Origin of the sequence: Nocardia carnea (genome assembly GCF_029869215.1) — a bacterium.
In the GTDB taxonomy this organism is placed as follows: domain Bacteria; phylum Actinomycetota; class Actinomycetes; order Mycobacteriales; family Mycobacteriaceae; genus Nocardia; species Nocardia carnea_B.
Genome location: NZ_JARWPM010000043.1, coordinates 1 through 21,617, shown reverse-complemented (window position 1 = coordinate 21,617; position 21,617 = coordinate 1). Strand labels below are relative to the sequence as shown.

18 protein-coding genes and 1 tRNA gene are annotated in these 21,617 nt (G+C 68.9%); 13 read left to right on the top strand and 6 right to left on the bottom strand.

Annotated elements, in window-relative coordinates:
• Positions 1 to 227: 227 nt before the first annotated feature.
• Positions 228 to 2,456 carry an AAA family ATPase gene (locus tag QH276_RS35425; RefSeq protein ID WP_432278652.1) on the top strand — a complete coding sequence of 743 codons (2,229 nt, stop codon included), beginning with the start codon at positions 228 to 230 and terminating at the stop codon, positions 2,454 to 2,456.
• Here QH276_RS35425 and QH276_RS01885 read toward each other — a convergent pair.
• Positions 2,450 to 3,391 (bottom strand): LysR family transcriptional regulator, encoded by a 942-nt coding sequence (locus QH276_RS01885; protein WP_280399556.1) that lies wholly within the window; start codon positions 3,389 to 3,391, stop codon positions 2,450 to 2,452. The two genes, QH276_RS35425 and QH276_RS01885, sit on opposite strands and share 7 nt — an antisense overlap.
• A 72-nt stretch (positions 3,392 to 3,463) precedes the next feature.
• Between QH276_RS01885 and QH276_RS01880 the strand changes: the two genes are divergently transcribed.
• From QH276_RS01880 to QH276_RS01850, 7 genes are all read left to right on the top strand, one after another.
• Positions 3,464 to 4,426: an EamA family transporter gene (locus QH276_RS01880; RefSeq protein WP_280399555.1), complete on the top strand. Its 963-nt coding sequence runs from the start codon at positions 3,464 to 3,466 to the stop codon at positions 4,424 to 4,426.
• 93 nt (positions 4,427 to 4,519) lie between these two features.
• Positions 4,520 to 6,334, top strand: coding sequence for a hydroxysqualene dehydroxylase (locus tag QH276_RS01875; protein ID WP_280399554.1), 1,815 nt, complete (start codon positions 4,520 to 4,522; stop codon positions 6,332 to 6,334).
• A 140-nt stretch (positions 6,335 to 6,474) separates the two neighbouring features.
• Positions 6,475 to 7,713 carry a Mur ligase family protein gene (locus tag QH276_RS01870; protein WP_280399553.1) on the top strand — a complete coding sequence of 413 codons (1,239 nt, stop codon included), beginning with the start codon at positions 6,475 to 6,477 and terminating at the stop codon, positions 7,711 to 7,713.
• Entirely contained in the window at positions 7,710 to 8,420 is a 711-nt protein-coding gene (locus QH276_RS01865) for a type 1 glutamine amidotransferase (RefSeq protein WP_280399552.1), read from the top strand. The genes QH276_RS01870 and QH276_RS01865 overlap by 4 nt, the downstream gene beginning before the upstream one ends.
• A gap of 4 nt (positions 8,421 to 8,424) precedes the next feature.
• Entirely contained in the window at positions 8,425 to 9,066 is a 642-nt protein-coding gene (locus QH276_RS01860; RefSeq protein ID WP_280399551.1) for a hypothetical protein, read from the top strand.
• Between the two features lie 467 nt (positions 9,067 to 9,533).
• The gene (locus tag QH276_RS01855; protein WP_280400629.1) at positions 9,534 to 10,097 is read left to right on the top strand and encodes a hypothetical protein; all 564 of its coding nucleotides are present in this window, start codon (positions 9,534 to 9,536) and stop codon (positions 10,095 to 10,097) included.
• 157 nt (positions 10,098 to 10,254) lie between these two features.
• Positions 10,255 to 11,703 carry a PepSY-associated TM helix domain-containing protein gene (locus QH276_RS01850; protein ID WP_280400630.1) on the top strand — a complete coding sequence of 483 codons (1,449 nt, stop codon included), beginning with the start codon at positions 10,255 to 10,257 and terminating at the stop codon, positions 11,701 to 11,703.
• A gap of 146 nt (positions 11,704 to 11,849) precedes the next feature.
• On the opposite strand, the gene galK is transcribed toward QH276_RS01850, so the two are convergent.
• Complete coding sequence (galK, locus tag QH276_RS01845; RefSeq protein WP_280400631.1) at positions 11,850 to 12,989, bottom strand: galactokinase; 1,140 nt, start codon at positions 12,987 to 12,989, stop codon at positions 11,850 to 11,852.
• Positions 12,990 to 13,287: 298 nt separating this feature from the next.
• Between galK and QH276_RS01840 the strand changes: the two genes are divergently transcribed.
• The gene (locus tag QH276_RS01840; protein ID WP_280400632.1) at positions 13,288 to 14,808 is read left to right on the top strand and encodes a GGDEF domain-containing protein; all 1,521 of its coding nucleotides are present in this window, start codon (positions 13,288 to 13,290) and stop codon (positions 14,806 to 14,808) included.
• An 88-nt stretch (positions 14,809 to 14,896) separates the two neighbouring features.
• On the opposite strand, the gene QH276_RS01835 is transcribed toward QH276_RS01840, so the two are convergent.
• Complete coding sequence (locus QH276_RS01835; RefSeq protein ID WP_280400633.1) at positions 14,897 to 15,634, bottom strand: DUF6319 family protein; 738 nt, start codon at positions 15,632 to 15,634, stop codon at positions 14,897 to 14,899.
• Between the two features lie 126 nt (positions 15,635 to 15,760).
• Here QH276_RS01835 and QH276_RS01830 point away from each other — a divergent pair, with 126 nt between their 5' ends.
• Both QH276_RS01830 and QH276_RS01825 read left to right on the top strand, forming a co-directional pair.
• Positions 15,761 to 16,603 carry a nuclear transport factor 2 family protein gene (locus QH276_RS01830; RefSeq protein WP_280400634.1) on the top strand — a complete coding sequence of 281 codons (843 nt, stop codon included), beginning with the start codon at positions 15,761 to 15,763 and terminating at the stop codon, positions 16,601 to 16,603.
• Positions 16,604 to 16,788: 185 nt separating this feature from the next.
• Positions 16,789 to 17,790 (top strand): AurF N-oxygenase family protein, encoded by a 1,002-nt coding sequence (locus tag QH276_RS01825; RefSeq protein ID WP_280400635.1) that lies wholly within the window; start codon positions 16,789 to 16,791, stop codon positions 17,788 to 17,790.
• A 45-nt stretch (positions 17,791 to 17,835) separates the two neighbouring features.
• Here the strand turns inward: QH276_RS01825 and QH276_RS01820 are convergent, their stop codons facing one another.
• A complete protein-coding gene (locus QH276_RS01820; protein WP_280399907.1) occupies positions 17,836 to 18,564 on the bottom strand; it encodes a TetR/AcrR family transcriptional regulator in 729 nt (242 codons plus the stop codon).
• 520 nt (positions 18,565 to 19,084) lie between these two features.
• Here QH276_RS01820 and QH276_RS01815 point away from each other — a divergent pair.
• Positions 19,085 to 19,267: a hypothetical protein gene (locus QH276_RS01815; protein ID WP_280399908.1), complete on the top strand. Its 183-nt coding sequence runs from the start codon at positions 19,085 to 19,087 to the stop codon at positions 19,265 to 19,267.
• 52 nt (positions 19,268 to 19,319) lie between these two features.
• On the opposite strand, the gene QH276_RS01810 is transcribed toward QH276_RS01815, so the two are convergent.
• Both QH276_RS01810 and QH276_RS01805 read right to left on the bottom strand, forming a co-directional pair.
• Positions 19,320 to 19,748, bottom strand: a complete 429-nt coding sequence (locus QH276_RS01810; RefSeq protein WP_280399909.1) for a nitroreductase family deazaflavin-dependent oxidoreductase — start codon at positions 19,746 to 19,748, stop codon at positions 19,320 to 19,322.
• 736 nt (positions 19,749 to 20,484) lie between these two features.
• Positions 20,485 to 20,558 (bottom strand) — tRNA-Met (locus QH276_RS01805).
• 547 nt (positions 20,559 to 21,105) lie between these two features.
• Between QH276_RS01805 and QH276_RS01800 the strand changes: the two genes are divergently transcribed.
• Positions 21,106 to 21,441: a transglycosylase family protein gene (locus QH276_RS01800; RefSeq protein ID WP_280399910.1), complete on the top strand. Its 336-nt coding sequence runs from the start codon at positions 21,106 to 21,108 to the stop codon at positions 21,439 to 21,441.
• Positions 21,442 to 21,617: the final 176 nt, after the last annotated feature.

Sequence of the window (21,617 nt, the reverse complement as noted above, 5' to 3'; positions counted from 1 at the left end):
CACCCCACGCAGGAAGTCGCGGCTCTCGCCCGGGGTGGGCTCGCCCGCCCCCGCGCCCGCGCGGGCTCCCCACCCCCCCCCCGTACCGCGGCCCGCGCCCCCCGGTGTCCCGCCGCCCGAGGTCGTCAAACCACCCGGCATGCGATACGCCCCGCACCTGCTAGCGTTGGTCTCGACTCAACGCCGCCGAGCTCTCTGCTCGAAAACCCCGAGCAGATGGGGGAACTGTGACTACTGACGAACACAACCCGACTTCCCAGCCCTGGCCCCCGAGTCAACCGGCGGATACCGCCGGGAGCGGCGGCGAGTCGGATACCACGCCACCCGCCGACGCGGTGACCGACGCTGCGCCGGGAACCGGCACGAAACCCGATAGCGCCGAATCCGAGAACTCGGCGGGCCCGGTGGAGGCCGGAGACGCGGAACCGGCGGAAGCCGGAGCGTCCGAGCGGGAGTCGGCCGCGGGCTCCGAAAGCCCGGCCCCCGAGCAGGCGGCACAGTGGCCCCCCGATTCCGCCCCCGGGTCGTGGGGCGGCAGCGACGGATTCGCTCCCCCGGCCCCGGACGCGCACGCCCCGGCCGGCGACGGCGCCCCGTACAACCTGCCGCCGCTGGACGGTTTCGCGCCGCCGGCAGCCGGCCAGTTCTCCGCGCCGGGTGGTGAGCCTTTCGCCCCCGGCGGCGGCCAGTTCGACCAGCCCGACCCGAATCAGTTCCAGCCCGCCGGGTACGCGAGCGGCCAGTTCGTCGCGCCGGGGGCCGATCAGTTCCAGCCACCGAATCCCGCGCACGGCAGCGGCCAGTTCCCACAGCCGGACCCTGCTCAGTTCCAGCCCGGCCCCGGCGGGTTCGCGCCGCCCGACCCGAACCAGTTCCCGGCCCCGAATTACGCGGCCGGTCAGTTCGACCAGCCGAACCCGAACCAGTTCCAGCCCCCCGGTTCGGGCCAGTTCGACCCGTCCGCCGGCCCGCACGGTGGCGGCCGGTTCGACCAGGCTCCCGAGGCCGGCGGTTCGTATGGCAGCGGCCAGTTCGAGCAGCAGCCGGGCGGCTTCCAGGCACCGGGCGCCGAGGGCAGCGGATACGGCAGCGGCCAGTTCCAGGCGAACCCGAACCCCGGCCCGGCACAGCACAATCCGGAGCCTTCGTCCTATCCCGGCGCACCCGGCCCGGACGCGGGTGGCCAATTCGACCAGCCCCCGGGTGGATACGCCCCGGGCGGCGCGCCCGGCGCCGGTGCGGCACCCCAGGGCGATCCGGCGGGTGGCCCGATCTACAGCTGGGCTCCGCCGCCGATCCCGGCCGCGCCGCCGCTCCAGCAGCCGCCGTACCAGCAGGTACCGCCGCCCACGACACACAACCCGTCCACCGGGCAGTTCCCGGCGCCCGAATGGGGCGCGGGTCCGGGACAGTCCGCGCCTGGAGGCCGGCAACCGCAGCAGCAATTCCAGCAGCCGGGGCAACCGCCGCAGGGGCAGTTCCAGCCGCGGCATATGCCCGAACCGGGGCAGCCGGGGCATTCGGTCAACGACCTGAATCTGCTCAAACGCGCCCGTAAAGCCCCGCGCGGCGGCTGGCGGCGGGCGGTGCACAAGGTGTCGCGCGGGGTGATCAATCCCGGTGAATCGGCCGCGGATGTCGTCCACCGCGATCTGGTGAGCCGGGTGAACGCACCGGTGCACGGTGATTTCCGGATCGCGATCCTGTCGCTGAAGGGCGGGGTCGGTAAAACCACCACCACGGTCGGCCTGGGTGCCACCTTCGCCTCCCTGCGCGGCGACCGGGTGATCGCGATCGACGCCAACCCCGACCTCGGCACCCTGGCCCACCGGGTCCCGCGGCAGACCCGCTCCACCGTGCGCAACCTGCTCGAAGACCAGAACATCACCCGGTATTCGGATGTGCGGGCGCATACCTCGCAATCGCCGAGCCGGTTGGAAGTGCTGGCCAGCGAGCAGGATCCGGCGGTGTCGGAGGCCTTCAGCGAGGCCGATTACCGGCGCGCGATCGGAATCCTGCAGTCGTTCTACAACATCATCCTCACCGACTGCGGTACCGGGCTGATGCATTCGGCCATGTCGGGTGTACTCGATATGGCCAGCTCGCTGGTCCTGGTCACCTCACCTGCCATCGACGGCGCCCGCAGCGCCTCGGCCACCCTGGATTGGCTGGACTACCACGGGTATTCGCATCTCGTGCGGCAGACGGTGGTGGTGGTGAACGCCTCGCGGCGCGGTTCCACCTCGGTGAATCTGGACCATCTGCGCCGGCTGTTCCTCGACCGCACCCGCGCGGTGCAGGTGGTGCCGTTCGACGATCACCTCGCCGAGGGCGCGGAGATCGATCTGGAATTGGTGAGCAAGCCGACCCGGCAGGCGCTGCTGGAACTGGCCGCGATGGTCGCCGACGATTTCTCGAATGTGGACGGATACCCGTACGGCGGCAATCGCTACTGACCGGACCTCGACGGCGGCGGTTCCGCGGTGACCCGCCGGGCCGCCGCCGCGAAGGAGTCCAGGACGGCGGCGATGGCCGGGCGGGTATCGGCGCGCGGCCGGGTGACCAGGTCGTAGAGGCGGGCGGCGCGTACCCCGGTCAATCGCAACTGGGACAGCCCCGGATGGGTGACGACGTAGCGCGGCATGAGCGCGACCCCGTACCCGGCGGCGACCAGTGTTTCTATCATGCGGAAATCGTTGAGCCGCTGCACAATGCGGGGTTCGACGCCGGTCACCGTGGCGATCGAGCGCAGTACGTCGTCCACCGGGAAGCCGCCGCGCACGCTCAGCCACGCCTCCTCGGCCAGTTCGGCGGGGGTGACGGCGGGCTTGCCCGCGAGCGGATGATCGGGGGGTACGAGCACGTCGATGGGTTCGCGCATGAGCACCCGCGAGGCGATACGCGGCCCGGATACCGGCGCGGCGCGTTCGTCGCGGTGAGTGAGCACGATGTCGTAATCGGCGAGCAGGCGCGGGGTCTCGTGCGGGGGAACATCCTCGTCACCGGCCACGATCTCCACCCCACCGCCCGCCATCGCCGGAAGAACGTGCGGTAGCAGTAGCGCACCACCGGAGGGGAATACCGCGACCCGCACCTGCCCACGGGGCGAACCGCGGTAATGCGCCATCTCGGCGACCGCGCGATCGAGCGCGGCGAGCACCTCGTCGGCGCGAACCACGAGCGCGTGACCGGCGTCGGTGAGCCGCACCCGGCGCCCGCTTGGTTCGAGCAGGGTGACGCCCGCCTCACGGGTGAGCACCTTCAATTGCTGTGATACCGCCGACGGCGTCATGGACAGGGCCGTGGCGACGGCGCCGATCGTGCCGCGATCGGCGAATTCGCGCAGGATACGCAGCCGTTCCACGGAGAACGACGAACTGGCGGAAACCATTAAGGAATACTAAATCATCCGTCCATAACAATTCGATTGTGCTCACCGTTCGATACATCCCACGATTGATCGGTGACCGCCCGTGACCGCCTGCTCGCCCTGACCGTCATCCTGTTGTGGGGATTGAACTTCCTGGCCATCCGCGTGGGGCTCGACCACCTACCGCCGTTCTTCTTCGCCGCACTGCGTTTCGCGGTGATCGCGATACCGGCCCTGCTGTTCATCCCGCGACCACCGGTGCGGATCCGCTGGATCCTGCTCTACGGCACCGGATTCGGGATTCTGCAATTCGCCTTCCTGTTCACTGCCATGCGGGTCGGAATGCCGACGGGGCTGGCCTCGCTGGTCCTGCAGTCCTCGGCGCCGTTCACGGTGATGCTGGGCGCGGCGCTGCTGCGGGAACGACTACGACCGGTACAGGTGGCCGGGTTGCTGGTGGCGGTCGCCGGGATGGCCGTCATCGGCTGGAACCAGTTCGCGCACGCGGCGCTGCTACCGGTCCTGCTGACGCTGGCCGCCGGGTTCGGCTGGGCACTGGGCAATATCGGCGCCCGGCAGGCCAGTGTGGAATCGCCGGATGCCAACCCACTGCATCTCACCCTGTGGACGACGGCGGTCCCGGTGCTTCCGCTGCTCGCCATCTCGCTGATCTGGGAGGGTCCCGAGACCGGCCTGCGCGCGCTGGCGGGCAGTTTCTCCGCGGACGGATGGCCGGCACTGGCGGCGCTGGCGTACATCGTCGTGCCGGCGACGGTGATCGGGTCGGGGCTGTGGACGTACCTGATGAGCCGGTATCCGGCGGGTAGCGTCGCGCCGCTGTCGCTGCTGGTCCCGGTCGTCGGCTTCACCGGAGCTTGGATTTTCCTGGGCGAAACTCCGGCTCCGGCGAGTTTGATCGGGGGTGCGGTGGTGATCGCCGGCGCCTTCGCAGCCACCGCCGGCGCCCGGAAGACCGCACCCAGCGGTCCGACGCGAGCGGGCAGTGAGAAGGCCGTGCCGGACGCCGTGCGCCCGCTCGAGCCCGCGACCCGGTGAGCCGGCGAGCGGTCGATGCGGCACGAGTGGCATACCGCGTTTAAAGTATGGCGCGATAGAGACACCTATCCGGGTTAGGCAGTAGTAGACAATATGGCGCAGCATCGGTGGCCCGCCGCGGGCTCCGCAACGATTTCCGACCAGCGGACCGCCGGTACCGGGGATTTCTCCCGGCGCACCGTATTGCGCGCCACCGCCGCCGCAGGGATCGGTACCGCCGTCGCGGCGGCGCTACCCACCCGCACGGCACGCGCGGCTTCGAAGAGCCGGGTCGCGGTGCTGGGTGGCGGGGTCGCCGGGCTCACCGCGGCGCACGAGCTGGCCGAACGCGGTTTCGAGGTCACCGTCTACGAGCGCCGGGCGCTGGGCGGTAAAGCCCGCAGCATGGGCGTGCCGGGCACCGGTACCGACGGCCGTCCGGACCTGCCGGGCGAGCACGGCTTCCGCTTCTTCCCCGGTTTCTACCAGCACGTACCCGATACCATGCGGCGGATTCCGTTCGCCGCCAACGGCAACGGCGTATGGGACAACCTCGTAGCTGTCCCCGATGCCCGCTTCTCCCGGGCCGGCGGCGACGATATCCACGCCGCACTGGGATCCGCGGCGCTGACCACCGCGACACCGGAAGGTATGCGGGAGAGCCTCGGCTCGATGATCTCCACGCTGCTGAAGATGCCGTCCGAGGAAGGGCTGTTCTTCGCCAACCGGCTCCTGGTGTTCAACACCAGTTGCGACGCCCGGCGCCTGGAACAGTGGGAGCGCACCTCATGGCTGGATTTCGTCGGGGGGCATGCGCGTTCACACGAATTCCGGGCGCTGGTATCGCGCACGCTGACCAGCCTGCTGGTCGCGGCGAAGGACGATATGGCCAGCGTACGGACCATCGGCACCATGGGCGAACAGTTCCTCGGCAACCCGCTGCGAATCGGTTTCGACGGCGCCCTGGACCGAGTGCTCAACGGCCCGACCAATACCGCCTGGATCGACCCGTGGGTCACGATGCTGCGCCAACTGGGGGTGCGCTTCGAGGTCGGCGCGGAGGTCCGCGGGCTGGAGACCACCGGCCGCCGGATCACCGGCGCCCGGATCGTCACCGCGGACGGTGCGACGGAAACGGTGACGGCCGATCATTTCGTGATCGCCCTGCCCGCCGAACGCGCCCGGGAGCTGTGGAACGCCGATATCCTCTCCGCCTGGCCGGAACTGGCGAAAATGAGCCGGCTCTATACGGATTGGATGAACGGAATCCAGTTCTATCTGCGCCGCGGCACCACGCTCGGCGCCGGCCACAGCGCCTATATCGATTCGCCCTGGTCGCTCACCTCGATCGCTCAGAACACCCTGTGGGCCCGCAAACTGCCGGAATACGGCGACGGCACGGTGGCGGATTGCCTCTCGGTGGATATCTCCGACTGGAACACCCCCGGCATCCTGTTCGGCAAAACCGCCAAGGAATGCACGCCGGACGAAATCGCGCGGGAAACGTGGGCCCAGATCATCGCCCACCTCAACGACCGCGAGGAAGTACTGCGTGACGCCGATCTGCATTCATGGTTCCTCGACCCCGGTATCACCTGGCATGCCGACCGCGGCGAGAACAGCAACGCCGACCCACTGCTGATCAATACCGCGGGTTCCTGGGATGCCCGGCCCGAACCGCACGGTGGTGTGGAGAACCTCTATCTGGCCGGTGACTATGTGCGGACGAATATCGACCTGGCGACCATGGAGGGCGCCAACGAATCCGCCCGGGCCGCGGTGAACTCGCTGCTCGACGTGATCGGGTCGGACGCACCCCGCTGCCGCACCTACACCCTCTACCGCGCCGTCGAACTCGAACCGCTACGCCGTGCCGATGCCGCCGACTACGCCGCCGGGCGCCCGAACCGGTTCGATATCCAATTCTGATACCGCCCGCCGAGGCGACCCTCGACTCCCCGCGACCGAACCCGCAACGCATCGGGGCCAGGAGTCCAGCGGGCCTCGTTCGGGGTATACCTCCCCGCGCCGCGTGAGGGCCGCCGTGGTGAATCATTAGACTGCGCGGCGTGGCAGATATCTCGGTGCGAGGGCGAACCGCCCTCCGGGTGGCGAACGCGGCAGCGTGGGCCTCCCGCAAAGCAGGCCGTGGCAACGGTTCGATGATCGGCGGGCTCCTCGCGCTGCGTATCGACCCGGGCATCATGAAACAGCTCGGCCGCGGTCGGCGCACGGTGCTCATCACCGGGACCAACGGCAAATCCACCACCACCCGCATGACCACCGCCGCCCTGAGCACCCTCGGCGAGGTGGCTACCCAGGCCGACGGCGCGAATATGGACGCCGGGATCGTCTCCGCGCTCAATGTGCATCGCGACGCCCCGCTGGCCGCCATCGAGGTGGACGAACTACATCTGCCGCATGTCACCGATGCCCTGAAGCCCGAAGCGGTCGTGCTGCTGAACCTGAGCCGCGATCAGCTGGACCGGGTCGGCGAGATCAATATGATCGAACGCCGGCTGCGGTCCGGACTGGCCCGGCATCCGGATACCGTCGTCATCGCCAACTGCGACGATGTGCTGGTCACCTCGATCGCCTACGACCATCCCAATGTGGTGTGGGTCGCGGCCGGCAGCGGCTGGGCGATGGACGCCACCAGCTGCCCGCGCAGCGGGGAGCCGATCCTCTGGGAGGGTACGCACTGGCACAGTACGGGCACCGATTTCGCCCGCCCGCAGCCGGATTGGTGGCTGGACGGGGACAAACTCTGCGGGCCGGACGGGGTCCGGCTGCCGCTGCGGCTGGCGCTGCCCGGCCGTGCGAACCGGGGTAACGCCGCCCAGGCGGTGGCCGCGGCGGTCGCGCTGGGTGCCGACGCGGAACAGGCCTGCGCGGCCACCGGCACGGTGCAGGAGATCGCCGGCCGGTACCGCACGGTGCAGATCGGCGAACATGCCGCCCGGCTGCTGCTCGCCAAGAACCCGGCCGGCTGGCAGGAGGCGCTGTCGATGATCGACCACAGCGCGGCCGGCCTGGTGATCGCCGTGAACGGGCAGGTACCCGACGGGGAGGATCTGTCCTGGCTGTGGGACGTACGCTTCGAGCACTTCGAGGATGTGCACGTCGTCGCCGCCGGCGAGCGCGCCACCGATCTGGCCGTGCGGCTCACCTACGCCGGGGTCACGCACACCACCGTGCCCGACCCGGTCCGCGCGATCGCCTCCTGCCCGGCCGGGCAGGTCGAGGTGCTGGCCAACTACACGGCATTCCGCGATCTGAACCGTGACCTCCGGGAGCGCGCACAATGAGCGAATCAACCGTCCGGATCGGGCTGGTACTGCCCGATGTGATGGGCACCTACGGCGACGGCGGCAACGCCGTGATCCTGCGGCAGCGGCTGCGCTGGCGCGATATCGACGCCGAGATCGTGGAGATCACCCTGCCCGACCCGGTGCCGGACTCACTCGATATCTACACCCTCGGCGGCGCCGAGGATTCCGCCCAGCGCCTGGCGACCCGCCACCTGCTGCGCTACCCGGGACTGCAGACCGCCGCCGGTCGCGGCGCTCCGGTGCTGGCCATCTGCGCGGCCATCCAGGTGCTCGGCCAGTGGTACGAGACGTCCAGCGGTGAACGGGTGGAGGGGGTCGGGCTGCTGGACGCCACCACATCTCCCCAGCGCACGCGCGCGATCGGCGAAGTGACGACCACTCCGCAGTTGCCCGGGTTGTCCGCGCCGCTCACCGGGTTCGAGAACCACCGCGGTGGCACATCCCTCGGGCCCGGTGCGACCGGTTTGGCCCGGGTGACCCGCGGCGTCGGCAACGGGGTCGGCGACGGCCTGGAAGGCGTGGTGCAGGGGTCGGTGCTGGGTACCTATATGCACGGCCCCGCCCTGGCCCGTAATCCCGAACTCGCCGACTACCTGCTCTGCCGGGCCCTCGGCGTCGACTCGCTCCCACCGCTGGACCTCCCCGAGGTGGACCAGCTCCGCCGCGAGCGATTGAAGGTCTGACGGCGTGAGCTATGACCATATGCTGCTCCCGTCCGGTGTCGCCGCCACGCCCGCCGAGGTCGATGCGTATTTCGTGACGCAGGAGGGGCGGGCGGAGACCGAGCCGGTCGCGGCGCTGGCGCGCGAGTTGAACGATCGCAATGCGGAACTCCCGGAGGAGGACAGCTTCCTCAGCGCGCCGGTGGGCGGTGTGCCGTACGGGGCCGCATTGCATATCGCCAGTCCCTACGATGCGATCGGTTTCGTCCGGAAGCTGGTGTTCGAGCTGGCCACGCCCCGCGACTACGCGGTCTACGACCCTCAACTGGCCTGGTTGGTCGATCCCGCCGGCCATATCCCGGTTACCGTCACCCACGGCGGCGCCGGAGAGTTCCCCTATCTCACCGAGACCCTGGCCGATTTCTGGGTCCGCGGCCTCGCCGACCCGAACCCGTACCTGATCGTGGAACGCGCCGACCAGGTCTACATCCAGACCTACCGGGAATCAGAGCAGGATTTCACCCTCGAATATCGCGACGGCGCCCCCGACCGGCATTTCACCACCCAGGTCACCGGCCCCGACACCGTGGCGGAGCTGATCTGGGCCTGGACCCGCCGCGACCAGGAACGCCTCGCCCAGCTGCCCTGGAAACGGCTGGACCTGTGACCACCCGCTGACCTCGTAGGAACCGATAACTCCCGGAGCCGAACGCAACCACGGCGGCGCCGAGTCTTACGAGGCCCCGAGTGGTTCACACAACCCCGAAACCCAACGCAACCACGGCGGCGCCGAGTTCACCGAGGCCCTCAGAGGTCCACATAACCCCGGAACCCGGACGCAACTACGGCGGTGCCGAGTCTTACGAGGCCCTGAGAGGTTCACACAACCCCGAAACCCAACGCAACCACGGCGGCGCCGAGTCTTACGAGGCCCCGAGAGGTTTTGGCCCGTGCCCGGGGGGGAAGGCCGGGGGGGGGGGGGGGCGGCCCCCGCGGGGGGGCGCGCCGCGCCGCGGGGCCCGCCGCCCCCCCCCCCCCCCGGGGACCAAGGGGGCCAAAACCCGTGCCGCCGGAGGCGGCACCGAAAACACAGCCCCACCCCCGTGCGCCGGACGCGCGCAATAAACTCAACGGGTGCTCATCAGGTTCGGTTCCGCCCGTGTGGTGGACCCTCGCGACGCCGCCCGCGTTCGCGGTGCGGTGGCCGGCCTGATTTCGGGGACCGTTTCGGTGGCCGGTCACGGCTGGGCGGCACCCGGGGCGGTCCCGGACAGTACGGGGATCATGTTGCTCGGTGCCGCCGCGGCCCTGCTCGGTGCGTTGGTCGCGGGCCTGCGCCCGCTGCGCACCGGCGCCGCCGGTCTGACCGCCGTGCTCACCGCCGGACAGTTGCTCGGCCATATCTGCTTGGGCTGGGGTTCCGGCCATCTTCATCACGGTGATCTGCAGCTGACGCCGGCGATGATCGCGGCGCATATCCTGGCCGCCGGTGTCGCTGCCGTGGTGATCCGCGGCGCCGAATCCGCCTACCGGGTCTGCGCGGCGACGCTGTGCCGCGTGATCTCCCTGCTGCCGCGCGTTCCGGCGGTTGCCGGGCCGGTCGTCCTCCGGATCGCGTATCGCGACCGCGTGGTCCCGCGCATACTCGTCACCGGTTCGTGCGGTACCCGGGCCCCACCGGCCGGCGTCCTGGTCTGATATCCCGCCCGCCGCGAGCCGCGCTTCCCCGTGTCGCGTCTGCGTTCGCGCCGGTTTCCCTCTCCCCGGCAGCCTGTTCCCGGCTGCCGAGGTATGCGCGCACCCTCCGGATTCTTCCGCCGTGCGCCGAACCAGCACAGGACGTAGGTAACCAGCCTTGAGTACCACCGAGATCGCCGCGGCGCGCGAAGCGGCCGCCGCGACGACGACCACAGCTACGCCGGGCAAGGGTGCGTTCCGCGCGCTCGCGCTCCGGCTGCATTTCTACGCCGGCCTCTTCGTCGGCCCGTTCCTCTTGATCGCGGCGGTGACCGGCGCCCTCTACGCGATCTCCCCCACCCTGGAATCGTTCGTCGACCGGGATCTGCTGTACACCGATTCGCAGGGGCCGCAGCGACCGCTGTCCGAGCAGGTCGATGCGGGCGTCGCCGCGCGCCCGGACCTCACCCTGGTGGCCGTGGCCCCGGCACCCGCGCCCGGTGAGACGACCCGAGTGCTGTTCAGCGATCCCGCGCTGGGCGAATCCGAGCGCCGGTCGGTTTTCGTCGATCCGGTCACCGCACGGCCCGTGGGCGAATCGGTGGTGTACGGAAGTTCCGGCGCACTGCCCCTGCGGGCCTGGATCTCGCAGGCGCACCGGCATCTGCACCTGGGTGAACCGGGTCGGCTGTACTCCGAACTGGCGGCTTCGTGGCTGTGGCTGATCGCCCTGGCCGGGCTGGTGTTGTGGGTACGGCGGGTGCGGGCGCGCCGGCAGCGCAACTCGCCGGTTTGGCTGTTCGCTCCCGACCTGTCCCGCGACGCCCGTAAACGGCGGCTGAACTGGCACGGGGTGGTCGGCGTGTGGATCCTGCCGGTCCTGCTGTTGCTGTCGGCGACCGGGCTGACCTGGTCGACCTACGCCGGGGCCAATATCGAACAATTGCGGGAGAACCTCAGCTGGACCACGCCCGCGGTCGAGACCGCGCTACCGGACGCGGCGGCGGCCCCGGATCATTCCGGCCACTCCGGCCACCACGGCGGGCCCGTCGTGACTCATACCGTTCCCGCCGAGCGGGTCCGGCAACTCGACACCGTCGTTGCCGCCGCCCGCGATGCCGGAGTTACCCAGCCGGCCGAGATCAGCGTTCCCGCCGACGACAGCAGCGCGTTCGCGGTCAAGGAACGGCGGATGCCGGGCACGCTCACCGTCGACGCGGTCGCAGTGGACGGCGCCACCGGCACGATCACCGACCGGCTGCCCTATGCGGAGTGGAACCTGATGGCCAAACTGGCCAACTGGGGTATCCAGCTGCATATGGGCCTGATGTTCGGCCTGCTCAACCAGCTGCTTCTGCTGGCCGCGATGGTCGGCCTGATCACGGTAATCGTGCGCGGCTACCTCATGTGGTGGCGCCGCCGCCCGGCCACCGCCGGGACCTGGCGCGCCGTGGGCAAACCGCCGCGCCGCGGCGTCCTGCGGCGGTCGGTGAAACTCGTGGTCCCGGTGTCGGTGGCGGCAGCGCTGATCGGCTGGTTCGCGCCGGTATTCGGTCTCAGCCTGCTCGCCTTCCTGATGGTCGATATCGTCCTCGGCCGGATCCGCCGTCCCCGGCCGGCCGGCTGACTGCGGCGGCAGTGCCGCGCCGCGCACGGTATCCACCGGCGACCGGCCGCGGCGCATCGTCATATCCGAGCCCGGCCCGGCAGAACAGGTGCTGGCGAGCCTGCTACCCGGCTTTCGGAACGGCGCGCCCGGGCGAACGGTACGGTTCACCCGGCGCGTCCGGCGCCCGCCGCGGCAACGGCTTCGAAGGTCCGTGAGCGGAATCCGAGATCCGCCAGCCGCTGCCGGACCGCCGCGGCGATCCGTTCGGCCTCGGCGGTGTCGACCAGCGCGATGATGCTGCCGCCGAATCCGCCGCCCACCATGCGGGCCCCGTGCGCGCCGGTCTCCTGCGCGGTGGCCACGGCGGCGTCCAGGACATCGGTGGAGACGGCGAAATCGTCACGCAGCGAGGCATGGCCCTCGTTCAGCAGGGGCCCGATCGCCCGCGGGTCCTTGCCGTCGCGGAGCAGTCCGGCGAAACTCCGCACCCGGTCGTTCTCGCTCACGACGTGGTGGGCGCGCCGGTAGAGCACGGGGTCGGTGAGGGCGGACAGTTCACCGATACTGCCGATATCGCGTAGTGATCCCACACCGAGTGCCGCCGCGGCGGCCGCGCATTCGGCGCGCCGGTCGGCGTATCCGCCGCCGGCGTGCTCATGGGTCTGACCCGTATCGATGACCAGCAGCCGCAGTCCCGCCGCCGCGAGATCGAACGGAATCTGTTCGAAGCCACCGGTTTCCGCGCTGCGGAAGGCGCGGACGTCCAAGAACAGCGCGTGCCCGGCCGTGCAGAGGATCGACGCGGCGTGATCGAGGATGCCGGTGGGCGCGCCGACGTAGTCGTTCTCCGCGGCGCGCGCGATATCGATCAGTTCCCGGTCACCGGTATCCGGCGCGCACAGGTCACGCACAGCGACAGCGGTGGCACAGCACAGCGCCGCCGACGAGGACAATCCCGCACCGGCCGGGACGGCGCCGTCGAATTCCAGGTCCAGCCCCGCGATCGGATGACTGCGCCGCCCGAACTCGGCGAGAACACCCAGCGGGTACCGGGCCCAGCCCGGTACCCGCTCCCGCTCGGCAGCCAGGGCTGCCGCCGCCAGGCGCACCGGTTCCGCCGGGCGCTGCCGCGACCGCACCCGCAGCAGCTCGTCCGCGTGCCGCGCGCCCCGGCATGTGACGGCGAGCGGTATCGCGATCGGCAGCACGAACCCGTCGTTGTAGTCGGTGTGTTCACCGATCAGGTTGACCCGGCCCGGCGCCGACCAGGTGCGCCCGGAAGCGGTCCTCTCGCGTTCTGTCACCGGACCACCGTACGAGCCGCGGCGGGCGCCCGGTCGGTACCCCACCGGCGATAGCGACACCCGTTACGACGTTGTTGTGCCAACACAGCGACAAATTCGGCAGTGCATGTCATCATCGGACCAACAGTCCAGTTTTTGTGTCGAACGTCGGAGCGTTCGGCTCGGACATCCCCTCGTACAGGAAGACTCGGTTTCGTCAGCCGCCGCTCGCCGGGCAGGTAGCGCACGACAGACAAGGATTTCCGACCTGAGACGCGGCTCGATTTCACCGGGAATGGAGCGACCACAAGGGGGGCTGATGATCATCAGCGATCCACAGCGTGCAGGACGGTACGGTTTCCACGGGATACGTTGCTGGGCGGTGCTTTCGGCGGTCGCCGGTATGGCGGTCGCGATTCACCTGGTCGTCGATTCCCGCGTCCTGTCCTTCGTCGTGGCGATATCGGTCGCGCTGGGCACTCTGGCGGCGATCGTGATCGGCGTGCGGCGGCACCGGCCCGAGCCGGCGTTGCCCTGGTACCTGGTCGCGGTGGCCACCGTCCCGTTCGCCACGGGCACTGTGGTCCGCGAACTGTCCCCGGCGGCGTCCACCCCTCTCGACGAGATCTGCACACTCACGGGATATATCGCCACGGCCTTGGCGGCGGCGCTCTGGCTGCGGCCACGGCAGGCCCGGGCGCACCCGGATGTTCTGCTCGATTCGGGGTTGATCGGGCTCGGCGCACTGCTGGCCTCGTGGATATTCCTCATCGCCCCCGTCCTGCACTCCGCGGAAGCGGGCATGAACACCCTGACCGCGGTGGTCTTTCCGGTATTCGACGCCCTGATGCTCACCCTGCTCGCCCATTCCCTGGCTACCTCCAGTCGTTCGGAAACTTCGCTGCGCCTGCTGCATCTCGGGGTGGGCGGCACTTTGCTCACCGATATCGGTTACCGGCTGGCTGCCGCCGGCGCGTTGACGGTGGATCCGGATCTGCTGCTGCTCCCGCTACTGACCGCGTATGTGGCGGTAGGCGCGGCGGCATTGCATCCCACGATGCGGGTGTTGAGTGCGCCGCGATCGATCCGGCTGCATCATTCGCGGCAGCGGGCGAGCGTTATCGCGGTCGCCCTGGTGGTTTCGTCGCTCGTGCCGGTGGCGCGGGCGCCACTGCACCCGCTCGACCAGGTCATCGTCTCGTCCGTGCTGGCCCTGCTGCTCATCGGGTTGCTGATCCGCAGCGAACGTGCCATCGGGCGTAGTGCACGCAGCGAACGACAGGCCCAGTACCAGGCCGATCACGATCCGCTCACCGGTCTGCTGAATCGTTCGGCGCTGCTGCGGGTCCTGCACCGCGAACACCGCGACTGGGCCGAGCGACCGCTGTGCCTGCTGTTCATCGATCTGGACGAGTTCAAGGCGATCAACGACAGCTACGGCCATGCGGTCGGCGACGAGTTGATCGCCGAAGCCGCGCACCGGATCCGCACGGCCGTGCGCCGCGACGATGTGGTGGCCCGGTACGGCGGTGACGAATTCATCGTGCTGGCACCGCTGGACCGCGACGAGGCAACCACAATGGCCGAACGCCTGCTGGGCACCTTCATGAAACCGTTCCAGCTCACCATCGGCGAGGTTCCGCTTACTGCCAGTATCGGTCTGGCCTGCGACGGACCGCGCGATACCGACGCCACGGTCTACGATCTCATCCGCGACGCGGACGCGGCCATGTACCTGGCCAAACGCCGTGGGTTCGGCTATATGTTCCACGACGCGATGCGTCACACTCCCGCGGAGCCGATCCAGCACGGCTGGCATCCCAGGGAAACAGCAGTCTGATTCGTCCCGCTGCCGGGCCGGGGAAGATCCCGCCGGACAGGCCCTGCCCGTCCGCGAACAGGGTTCGGCCCCGGGCCCCGCGCGCAGCTCAGTCCGAAAGTTCTTCGAGCAGTTTCCGGGCCTGCTCCAACTCCGCTTGTAACTGTTGCACTTTGGCTTCCTGCGCTCCCCGTACCGACTCGAGCAGGCCCTCCACCACTTCGGCGACCTCGGGATGCAGCAGTTTCGCCGCTTGCGCCACGGCCGGCCCGGAGACCGGTACCGCGCGCGCGGTGCGTTTCTTGCCACTGGTCACGTCGACGGTCCATTCGCCTTCCGCGGTGCCGTTGATGGTGACCACTACCTCCGGCGCCTTCGTCTTACGAGCCGCGGGGGCCTTGGCGGCCTTGGCGGGGGCCGGGGTGGTCCGCGGTGCGGGTGCCGGTTTCGGCTCGGCGGCCGTCTTGGTCACGGCAGCGGATGCGGGCTGGGACGCGGCGGTGGGCACGGGCGCTTCCTTCGTCTCGGGGGCAGGTTTCGGCTCGGACACGGTTTTCGGTGCCGGTGCGGGAACCGGCCGATCACGCGGTGGTTTGGCGAGCGTCACCTCGGTGGGCCCGAAGGACAGTACATCCTTGGAGCCGGTCGGGCGGATCTGCAGGAAATCACCGTCGGCCGGATCGCCGAGCGAGACCACCTTGCCCGACCGCCCTTCGGTGACTCCGACCGCCGCGGCGGTGAACCACACCATCGGCGGACGGCCGGCCTCGATCTCCGCGGCGATCTGTTCGAGGTCTTTGTCGGACAGCGGTTTCGGCTTCGCGTTCGAGGATGTTCGCGACGGCATGGGCACTCCGGGGCAATCTCACTGTTTCGTCCAATAGCTGCGTGCACAGATGATGCCGCACCGCACCGACATCTTCACACGCAGGCAGTCCGATACCCGCCCAGAGCCGATAGAACGTGTTCTACTATGGCCGCCATCCCGGACACCGAAGGAGACACCGTGCCGCTCGACCCGACCACCACGGAGCTACGCGATGCCGTCCTGGCCTCCCCGCGCGCGGTGGCGGCGCACGACCGGGATACCTGGGTGGGGCTGTTCGCCCGTACCGCGGTGGTCAACGATCCGGTCGGTTCGGCACCGCATACCGGGCACGAGGCGATCGCCCGGTTCTACGACACGTTCATCGCCCCCAACGACATCGCCTTCGATGTGACACACGATTTCGCCGGGCCCGCGACCGTGCTGCGCGACCTCACCATCACGATCACCATGCCGTCCGGCGCCAGGGTGCGGGTACCCATGCATCTGCGCTACGAGATCACCGAGGAAGACGGCGCCCTGCGTATCGCCTATCTCGCCGCCTACTGGGAACTGCTGCCCATGGTCGCGCAACTCCTGGGCACCGGAATCGCCGGCCTGCGCGCCGGAACCGGTCTCGGCGGGCTACTGCTGCGGAACCAGGGCGTGGCCGGGCTCACCGGAATGGCCCGGGCTTGTACGGGAATCGGCCGGACCGGTAAGCGCATCGCCCACCGGTTGTGCACGGCGGCCGCCGCGGGCGATACGGCGACGGTGACCGCACTCGCCGGTGGCCGCGACACCGTGCGGCTGTGGTCGGGTGCAGCGATCCCGCCCGCCGAGCTGGCCGCGCGTGCCCGCGGGCTGCGTTGCGGTAAAACCCTGGCGGCGGGCCGATCGGTGACCATCAGCGGAGAGACCCCAGCGGGCCCCGTACTGCTGATCGCCGATTTCGATCCGCTGGCGCCACGTATCGAGACGCTACGCGTCTACACCGACCCCATCGCCTGACCATCCACTCGGCGCACGGTCCGCGCCGAGGCGGTCCGACCGGGGCGTGCGCCTCGAAATACCGCCATCGTCCGTGGTCACAGCACCCTTCGGAAGCTGTCTACCGGCGAGCTATTTACTGGGACGCCGAGTACCGGTAAATTTTTCCGTAGAGAGATGCATGCCATACGCACGAGGAGGCACCGATGACGCCGTCGACTCTGCCCCGGGCTCCGAAACTGGATGCCCGGTATCGCGAGATGCTGGAAACGCTGTCCGAGGGCTCGGTTCGCCGCCGGTTCGACCCCTACCTCGATATTGATTGGGACGCGCCGGAACTCGCCCTGGACCGGGACGATCCACGGTGGATCCTCTCCCCCGATTACGACCCGCTCGGCGCCACCAGCTGGTACCGGCAGCAGCCCACCGAGAAACAGATCGAGATCGGGCGGTGGCGGATCGCCAATGCCATCAAGGTCGGCGCGGCCTTCGAAACCGTTCTCATCCGCGGCATGATGCAGTACATCGCGAAACTCCCCAACGGATCCCCGGAGTTCCGCTACTGCCTGCACGAGATGACCGAAGAGTGCAACCACATCCAGATGTTCCAGGAGCTGGTGAACCGGATCGGTGACGACGTTCCGGGTATGCGCCCGATCTTCCGGGCATTGTCCCCGTTCATCGGCGTGGCCGGCGGATACGCGCATGTCGTGCTGTTCCTCGGCATCCTGGGTGGTGAGGAGCCGATCGACCACTATCAGAAGGCGATGATCCGCAACGGCGCGAATCTGCCACCGCTGGTGGTGCGGGCGATGGAGATCCATATCGCCGAGGAAGCCCGCCATATCTCGTTCGCCGGCGAATTCCTGCGCGCGCATATCGCGAAACTCGGGCCGGTCTCCACCGCATTGTGCGGGATCTCCTTCCCGTTGGCGCTGCGCTGGCTGGCCGGGGAGATCATGGCGCCGCCGCCCGAGTTCGCGCGCCGGTTCGATATTCCCCGCGAGGTCATCAAGGAAGCCTTCTGGCGCAGCCCACACGCCCGCGGCATCCTGGCCGGTTATTTCGGCGATATGCGCACCCTCGCCGACGAGCTGGGGCTGATGAATCCGGTCACCACGCGGCTGTGGCGGGCGCTGGGTATCGACGGCGATCGCGCGCGCTATCGGAGCGAACCGGAACGCCGGGTACGGCCCGCCGTGGCCTGATCCGGACCGGCCGGGCCGGGCGACGATGTCCGGCCCGGTCCTCGCTCACGAGCTCGCGGCGAGCCTGGCGATCACCTGGGCGAGTTCCCGGTCGGGATCGACGGCGATACCCACACCTCTGGCCGCACCGTCGAGCACGTACCAGGCATAGTCGGCCAGATCCGCCACCACCTGGGCACGGGTGCGGGCAGGCCGCGGCTCGGCGACCCAGGCGGCGAGCACGCCTTCGACCATCGTCACCACCGCGAACGGCACCGGCTCCAGCGCCGCGGCGTCGATACCCGCGATCTCCGCGATCGCCTCGATCAATTCGCGCGACCGCGCCGATATCCGCATTTTCAGGCTGCTGATCGCGTCGGTGTTGTCCGGCCCGCCCGCCGGCGGTCCGGACCGCGCGAAGGCGGTGAGGTTGGGATGATCGCCCATCCAGTCCGCCACGGCCCGCACCGTGCGGGTGATGATCTCGCGCACCGATCCGGTGGTCACGTCCAGTTGCGCGTCCAGTACCGCCCCGAGATCGTCGATCAGATACGAGCGGATCCGCCGATCCAGATCGTCACGGCCACTGAACTGCCGGTACAGCGCCGATTTGGCCACCCCGGCCCGTTTCGCGATCTGCAGCACCGGGATCTCCGCCCCGGGCGGTTTCTCCTCGAGCAGTTCGACGGCGGCCCGCAGGATCAGCCGCTGACGTTCGGTGTTGTGCTGCGCCCAGCGCGCCTCGTAGCCGTTCACCGCCCCCGGGATCCGCGACCGCGGCGAAACCACCGACATGCCGGGCAGTCTACCCATCCGCACCGCTGCCGACGGCGATACGCCGACCCGCCGGCCGACACCGCCGGGCACTTCTTCACATCGATTTCACCTGTTCCGGGATCCTGCAACGGCAAATGAAAGAACATTTACACATCCATTAATGATGGATTTCCGGCACGCGCATCGTAATGCCACCGCCATATTCTACGTACCGGTCGTTATGTCGCTCATGATCGTGCATCGCGCGGCCGCGCACCACGGAAGTCGTTCCGGCACAGACTTTTCCACATTACCGGCGCACGGGTTCGAAGAGGCCACTTCGAATCAGGGGAATCGAGGCGCAACGAATCCGTGTGCAGTTCGATCGAAAAAGGCTAGAATTACGGCACATTGGTACCGGGCGGGTCCGGCGATCTGCTGTCACAACGTTGCTCGGTCGCGGGAATTCCCGGCGAACCGGTTTTCGGGGGCGGCGAAATCGACACTGCGTACCCACACGCGGTGACCCGCCGGCGCACCACGCGTACAGGAGGCAAGGATGCCCGACAACACCGGCCCCGAGGAGAACGACGTGGAAACGACCGCCGAGCACACGCCCGTGATCTGGCCCGAACCGAGCAGGCTGGATTCCTGGTGGCGTGACATCATGACCGACCCGGGATCGGCGAGCACAGCCGGCGAACCGGAACCGGTCCCGCCGACGCTCACCCGCAACGCGTGATCCCGGCCGACCGGCCGGGCACGGGTGACGCCCCGGCGCGACCGGTCGCCGTTCATCGCGGCGTGAGCCGCACCAGCGGGATCTCGCGCGTGGTTCGTTCCTGATAGTCGCCGTACACGGGGTAGTCGGCGACAATCTTCGGCCACAGCGGTGCCCGCTCCGCGGAGGTCAGCACGTGCGCCGTCATCGGCCTGCGTGGTCCGTTGCGAAACGAGACCTCGACCGCGGGGTGGTCCCGGAGGTTGTGATACCACGCGGGGTGCATCGGGTCACCGGCCCGGGAGGCGACGATGATGTACTCGTCGCCGTCGACGACCGGGGCGGTGAGCATCACCGAGCGCGGCCGGCCGGACTTCCGGCCGATGGTGGTCAGCTCCAGCGCCGGCATCCCGAAGTACTCGGTACCCAGGCGCCCGAAGCTGAGGCACAGTAGGGCCCGGTGCACCGTATTGACGGCCCTGAGGGTGAAATTCGACGGCATAACAGGTGATCCTCCGGTTCGCGGCAGCGCGTATCAGCAAACCAGCTCCGGCCGCCGCCCGGCAACGGCTACGCCCGGACCGACGCCCACCGGCCGGGCCGGAGCTCCGGTCGCCGGATGCACCGCGGGCCGGCGCACACCGCCAAGGCGCCGGTCCGCAGCCCGGCCCGCGGACCGGCGCAGCCGGATCCGTTGCGTCCGCGCGGCGTTCGCGACTCGCCGCGCACGCCCTGTTGCCGGCGCGTGACCTCCGCAGTGGCCGGGCCACGAATTACACGAATGCAATTCGACCGACAATTGCCGAGGCGTCGCGAAAATACTTGCTCTCACCAGTTTCTGGAGGCGGTTTATTGTCGGCAACGCCGCCGGTCTGCCGATCGCCACTCGTTCACGGCCGTGAATAACTGTTGATTTGCTGTAGATCACCCATTCAAACCGGGAGCCGCGGGAGCAGGGGGACGGAAACCGTGGGACAGGGTTCGGGGGATGCGACGGTCGGCGCAATACCGCCGCCGCCGCCGGCGCCGGCTGCCGAGCCGCAGCCGCGCCGAGTTACCCACCCGGCAGCACCCTCGGCCCACTCACCGGTGGGCCCGGCCGACACCATGACGCATCCCGACCTCCCCGCGAAACCCACCGCTACACCTCGCCCAGGACAGTAAGGAGGAAGGTGACGACACGCCGCGACACAAGAGAAAGCCCCGGAGAGGATGTCCTCTCCGGGGCTTCCCGGTAGTAGCGGGGACAGGATTTGAACCTGCGACCTCTGGGTTATGAGCCCAGCGAGCTACCGAACTGCTCCACCCCGCGTTGGGTGAAAACAACATTACACACGGCCCTGCAAATATGCCAAATCGGCAGGTCAAGGCACTTTCTCGACGCCATCGACCGACACAAGAAGCTAGGAACCGGAGCTTCCGCCACGAAAACCGAGCAAATCGGCCGACGCGCCGCCGAGACCTTCCCGCAGATGTCGCATCCGAACGTTAACCGATCGGTTGCCCCCGATCTCGAAGCGGATACGCGTGACACGAATTACGGTTTTTCAGTGATCCCCGTCACATTTCAGTGTTATCGAACAGTCGACCGGGTAGCTGAAAACCCGATTATGACCAGCAGTTTTCCATATATTCCAGGTCTCCGCCAATACAGATATTGATAGTTATCGATACGTGATCTGCGGAGATTTCTTCGTTACGGTCGTTCCCAGGCCCCGACCAGACCGGGACGGGCCGGCCGAACCGGAGAACACCGGAGACCCTGTCCCACGGTTCGGATCAAACCCCGACACATCACCTGGGGACAGGGGCACGCAGCTTCCAACGCGCTGCCGGTGGGCACAGGGAGGGATTCGCATATGACCAAGACCCGAAAGTTCAGCACCCGCGCCCTCGGCCTGACCGCTATCGCCGGGGCTCTCGTTGCCGTACCGTTCGGTCTTTCCACCGCCACCGCCTCGGCCTACTCGGGCAACTGGGACGCTGTCGCCCAGTGCGAGAGCAGCGGCAACTGGTCCACCAACACCGGCAACGGCTACTACGGCGGCCTGCAGTTCTCCCAGAGCACCTGGGAGGCCAACGGCGGCACCGGCCTGGCGAGCAACGCCAGCCGCGAAGAGCAGATCGCGGTCGCCGAGAACGTGCTCGCCACGCAGGGCCCCGGCGCCTGGCCGGTGTGCGGTTCGTACCTGTGACACCGCACGGCGCGTCATAACGCGCCGGTCACCGCGTGAACGAAGAGGCGCTGCCGTCCACTGTGGATGGCAGCGCCTCTTCCGTTTACGGCCCCGCCTATCGGGGCCGGTAGAGCGGAACCCTTATCCCCCGGCGTCCTGATAGGCCTTGACCGCGGCCTCCCGCTCGTCGAGCG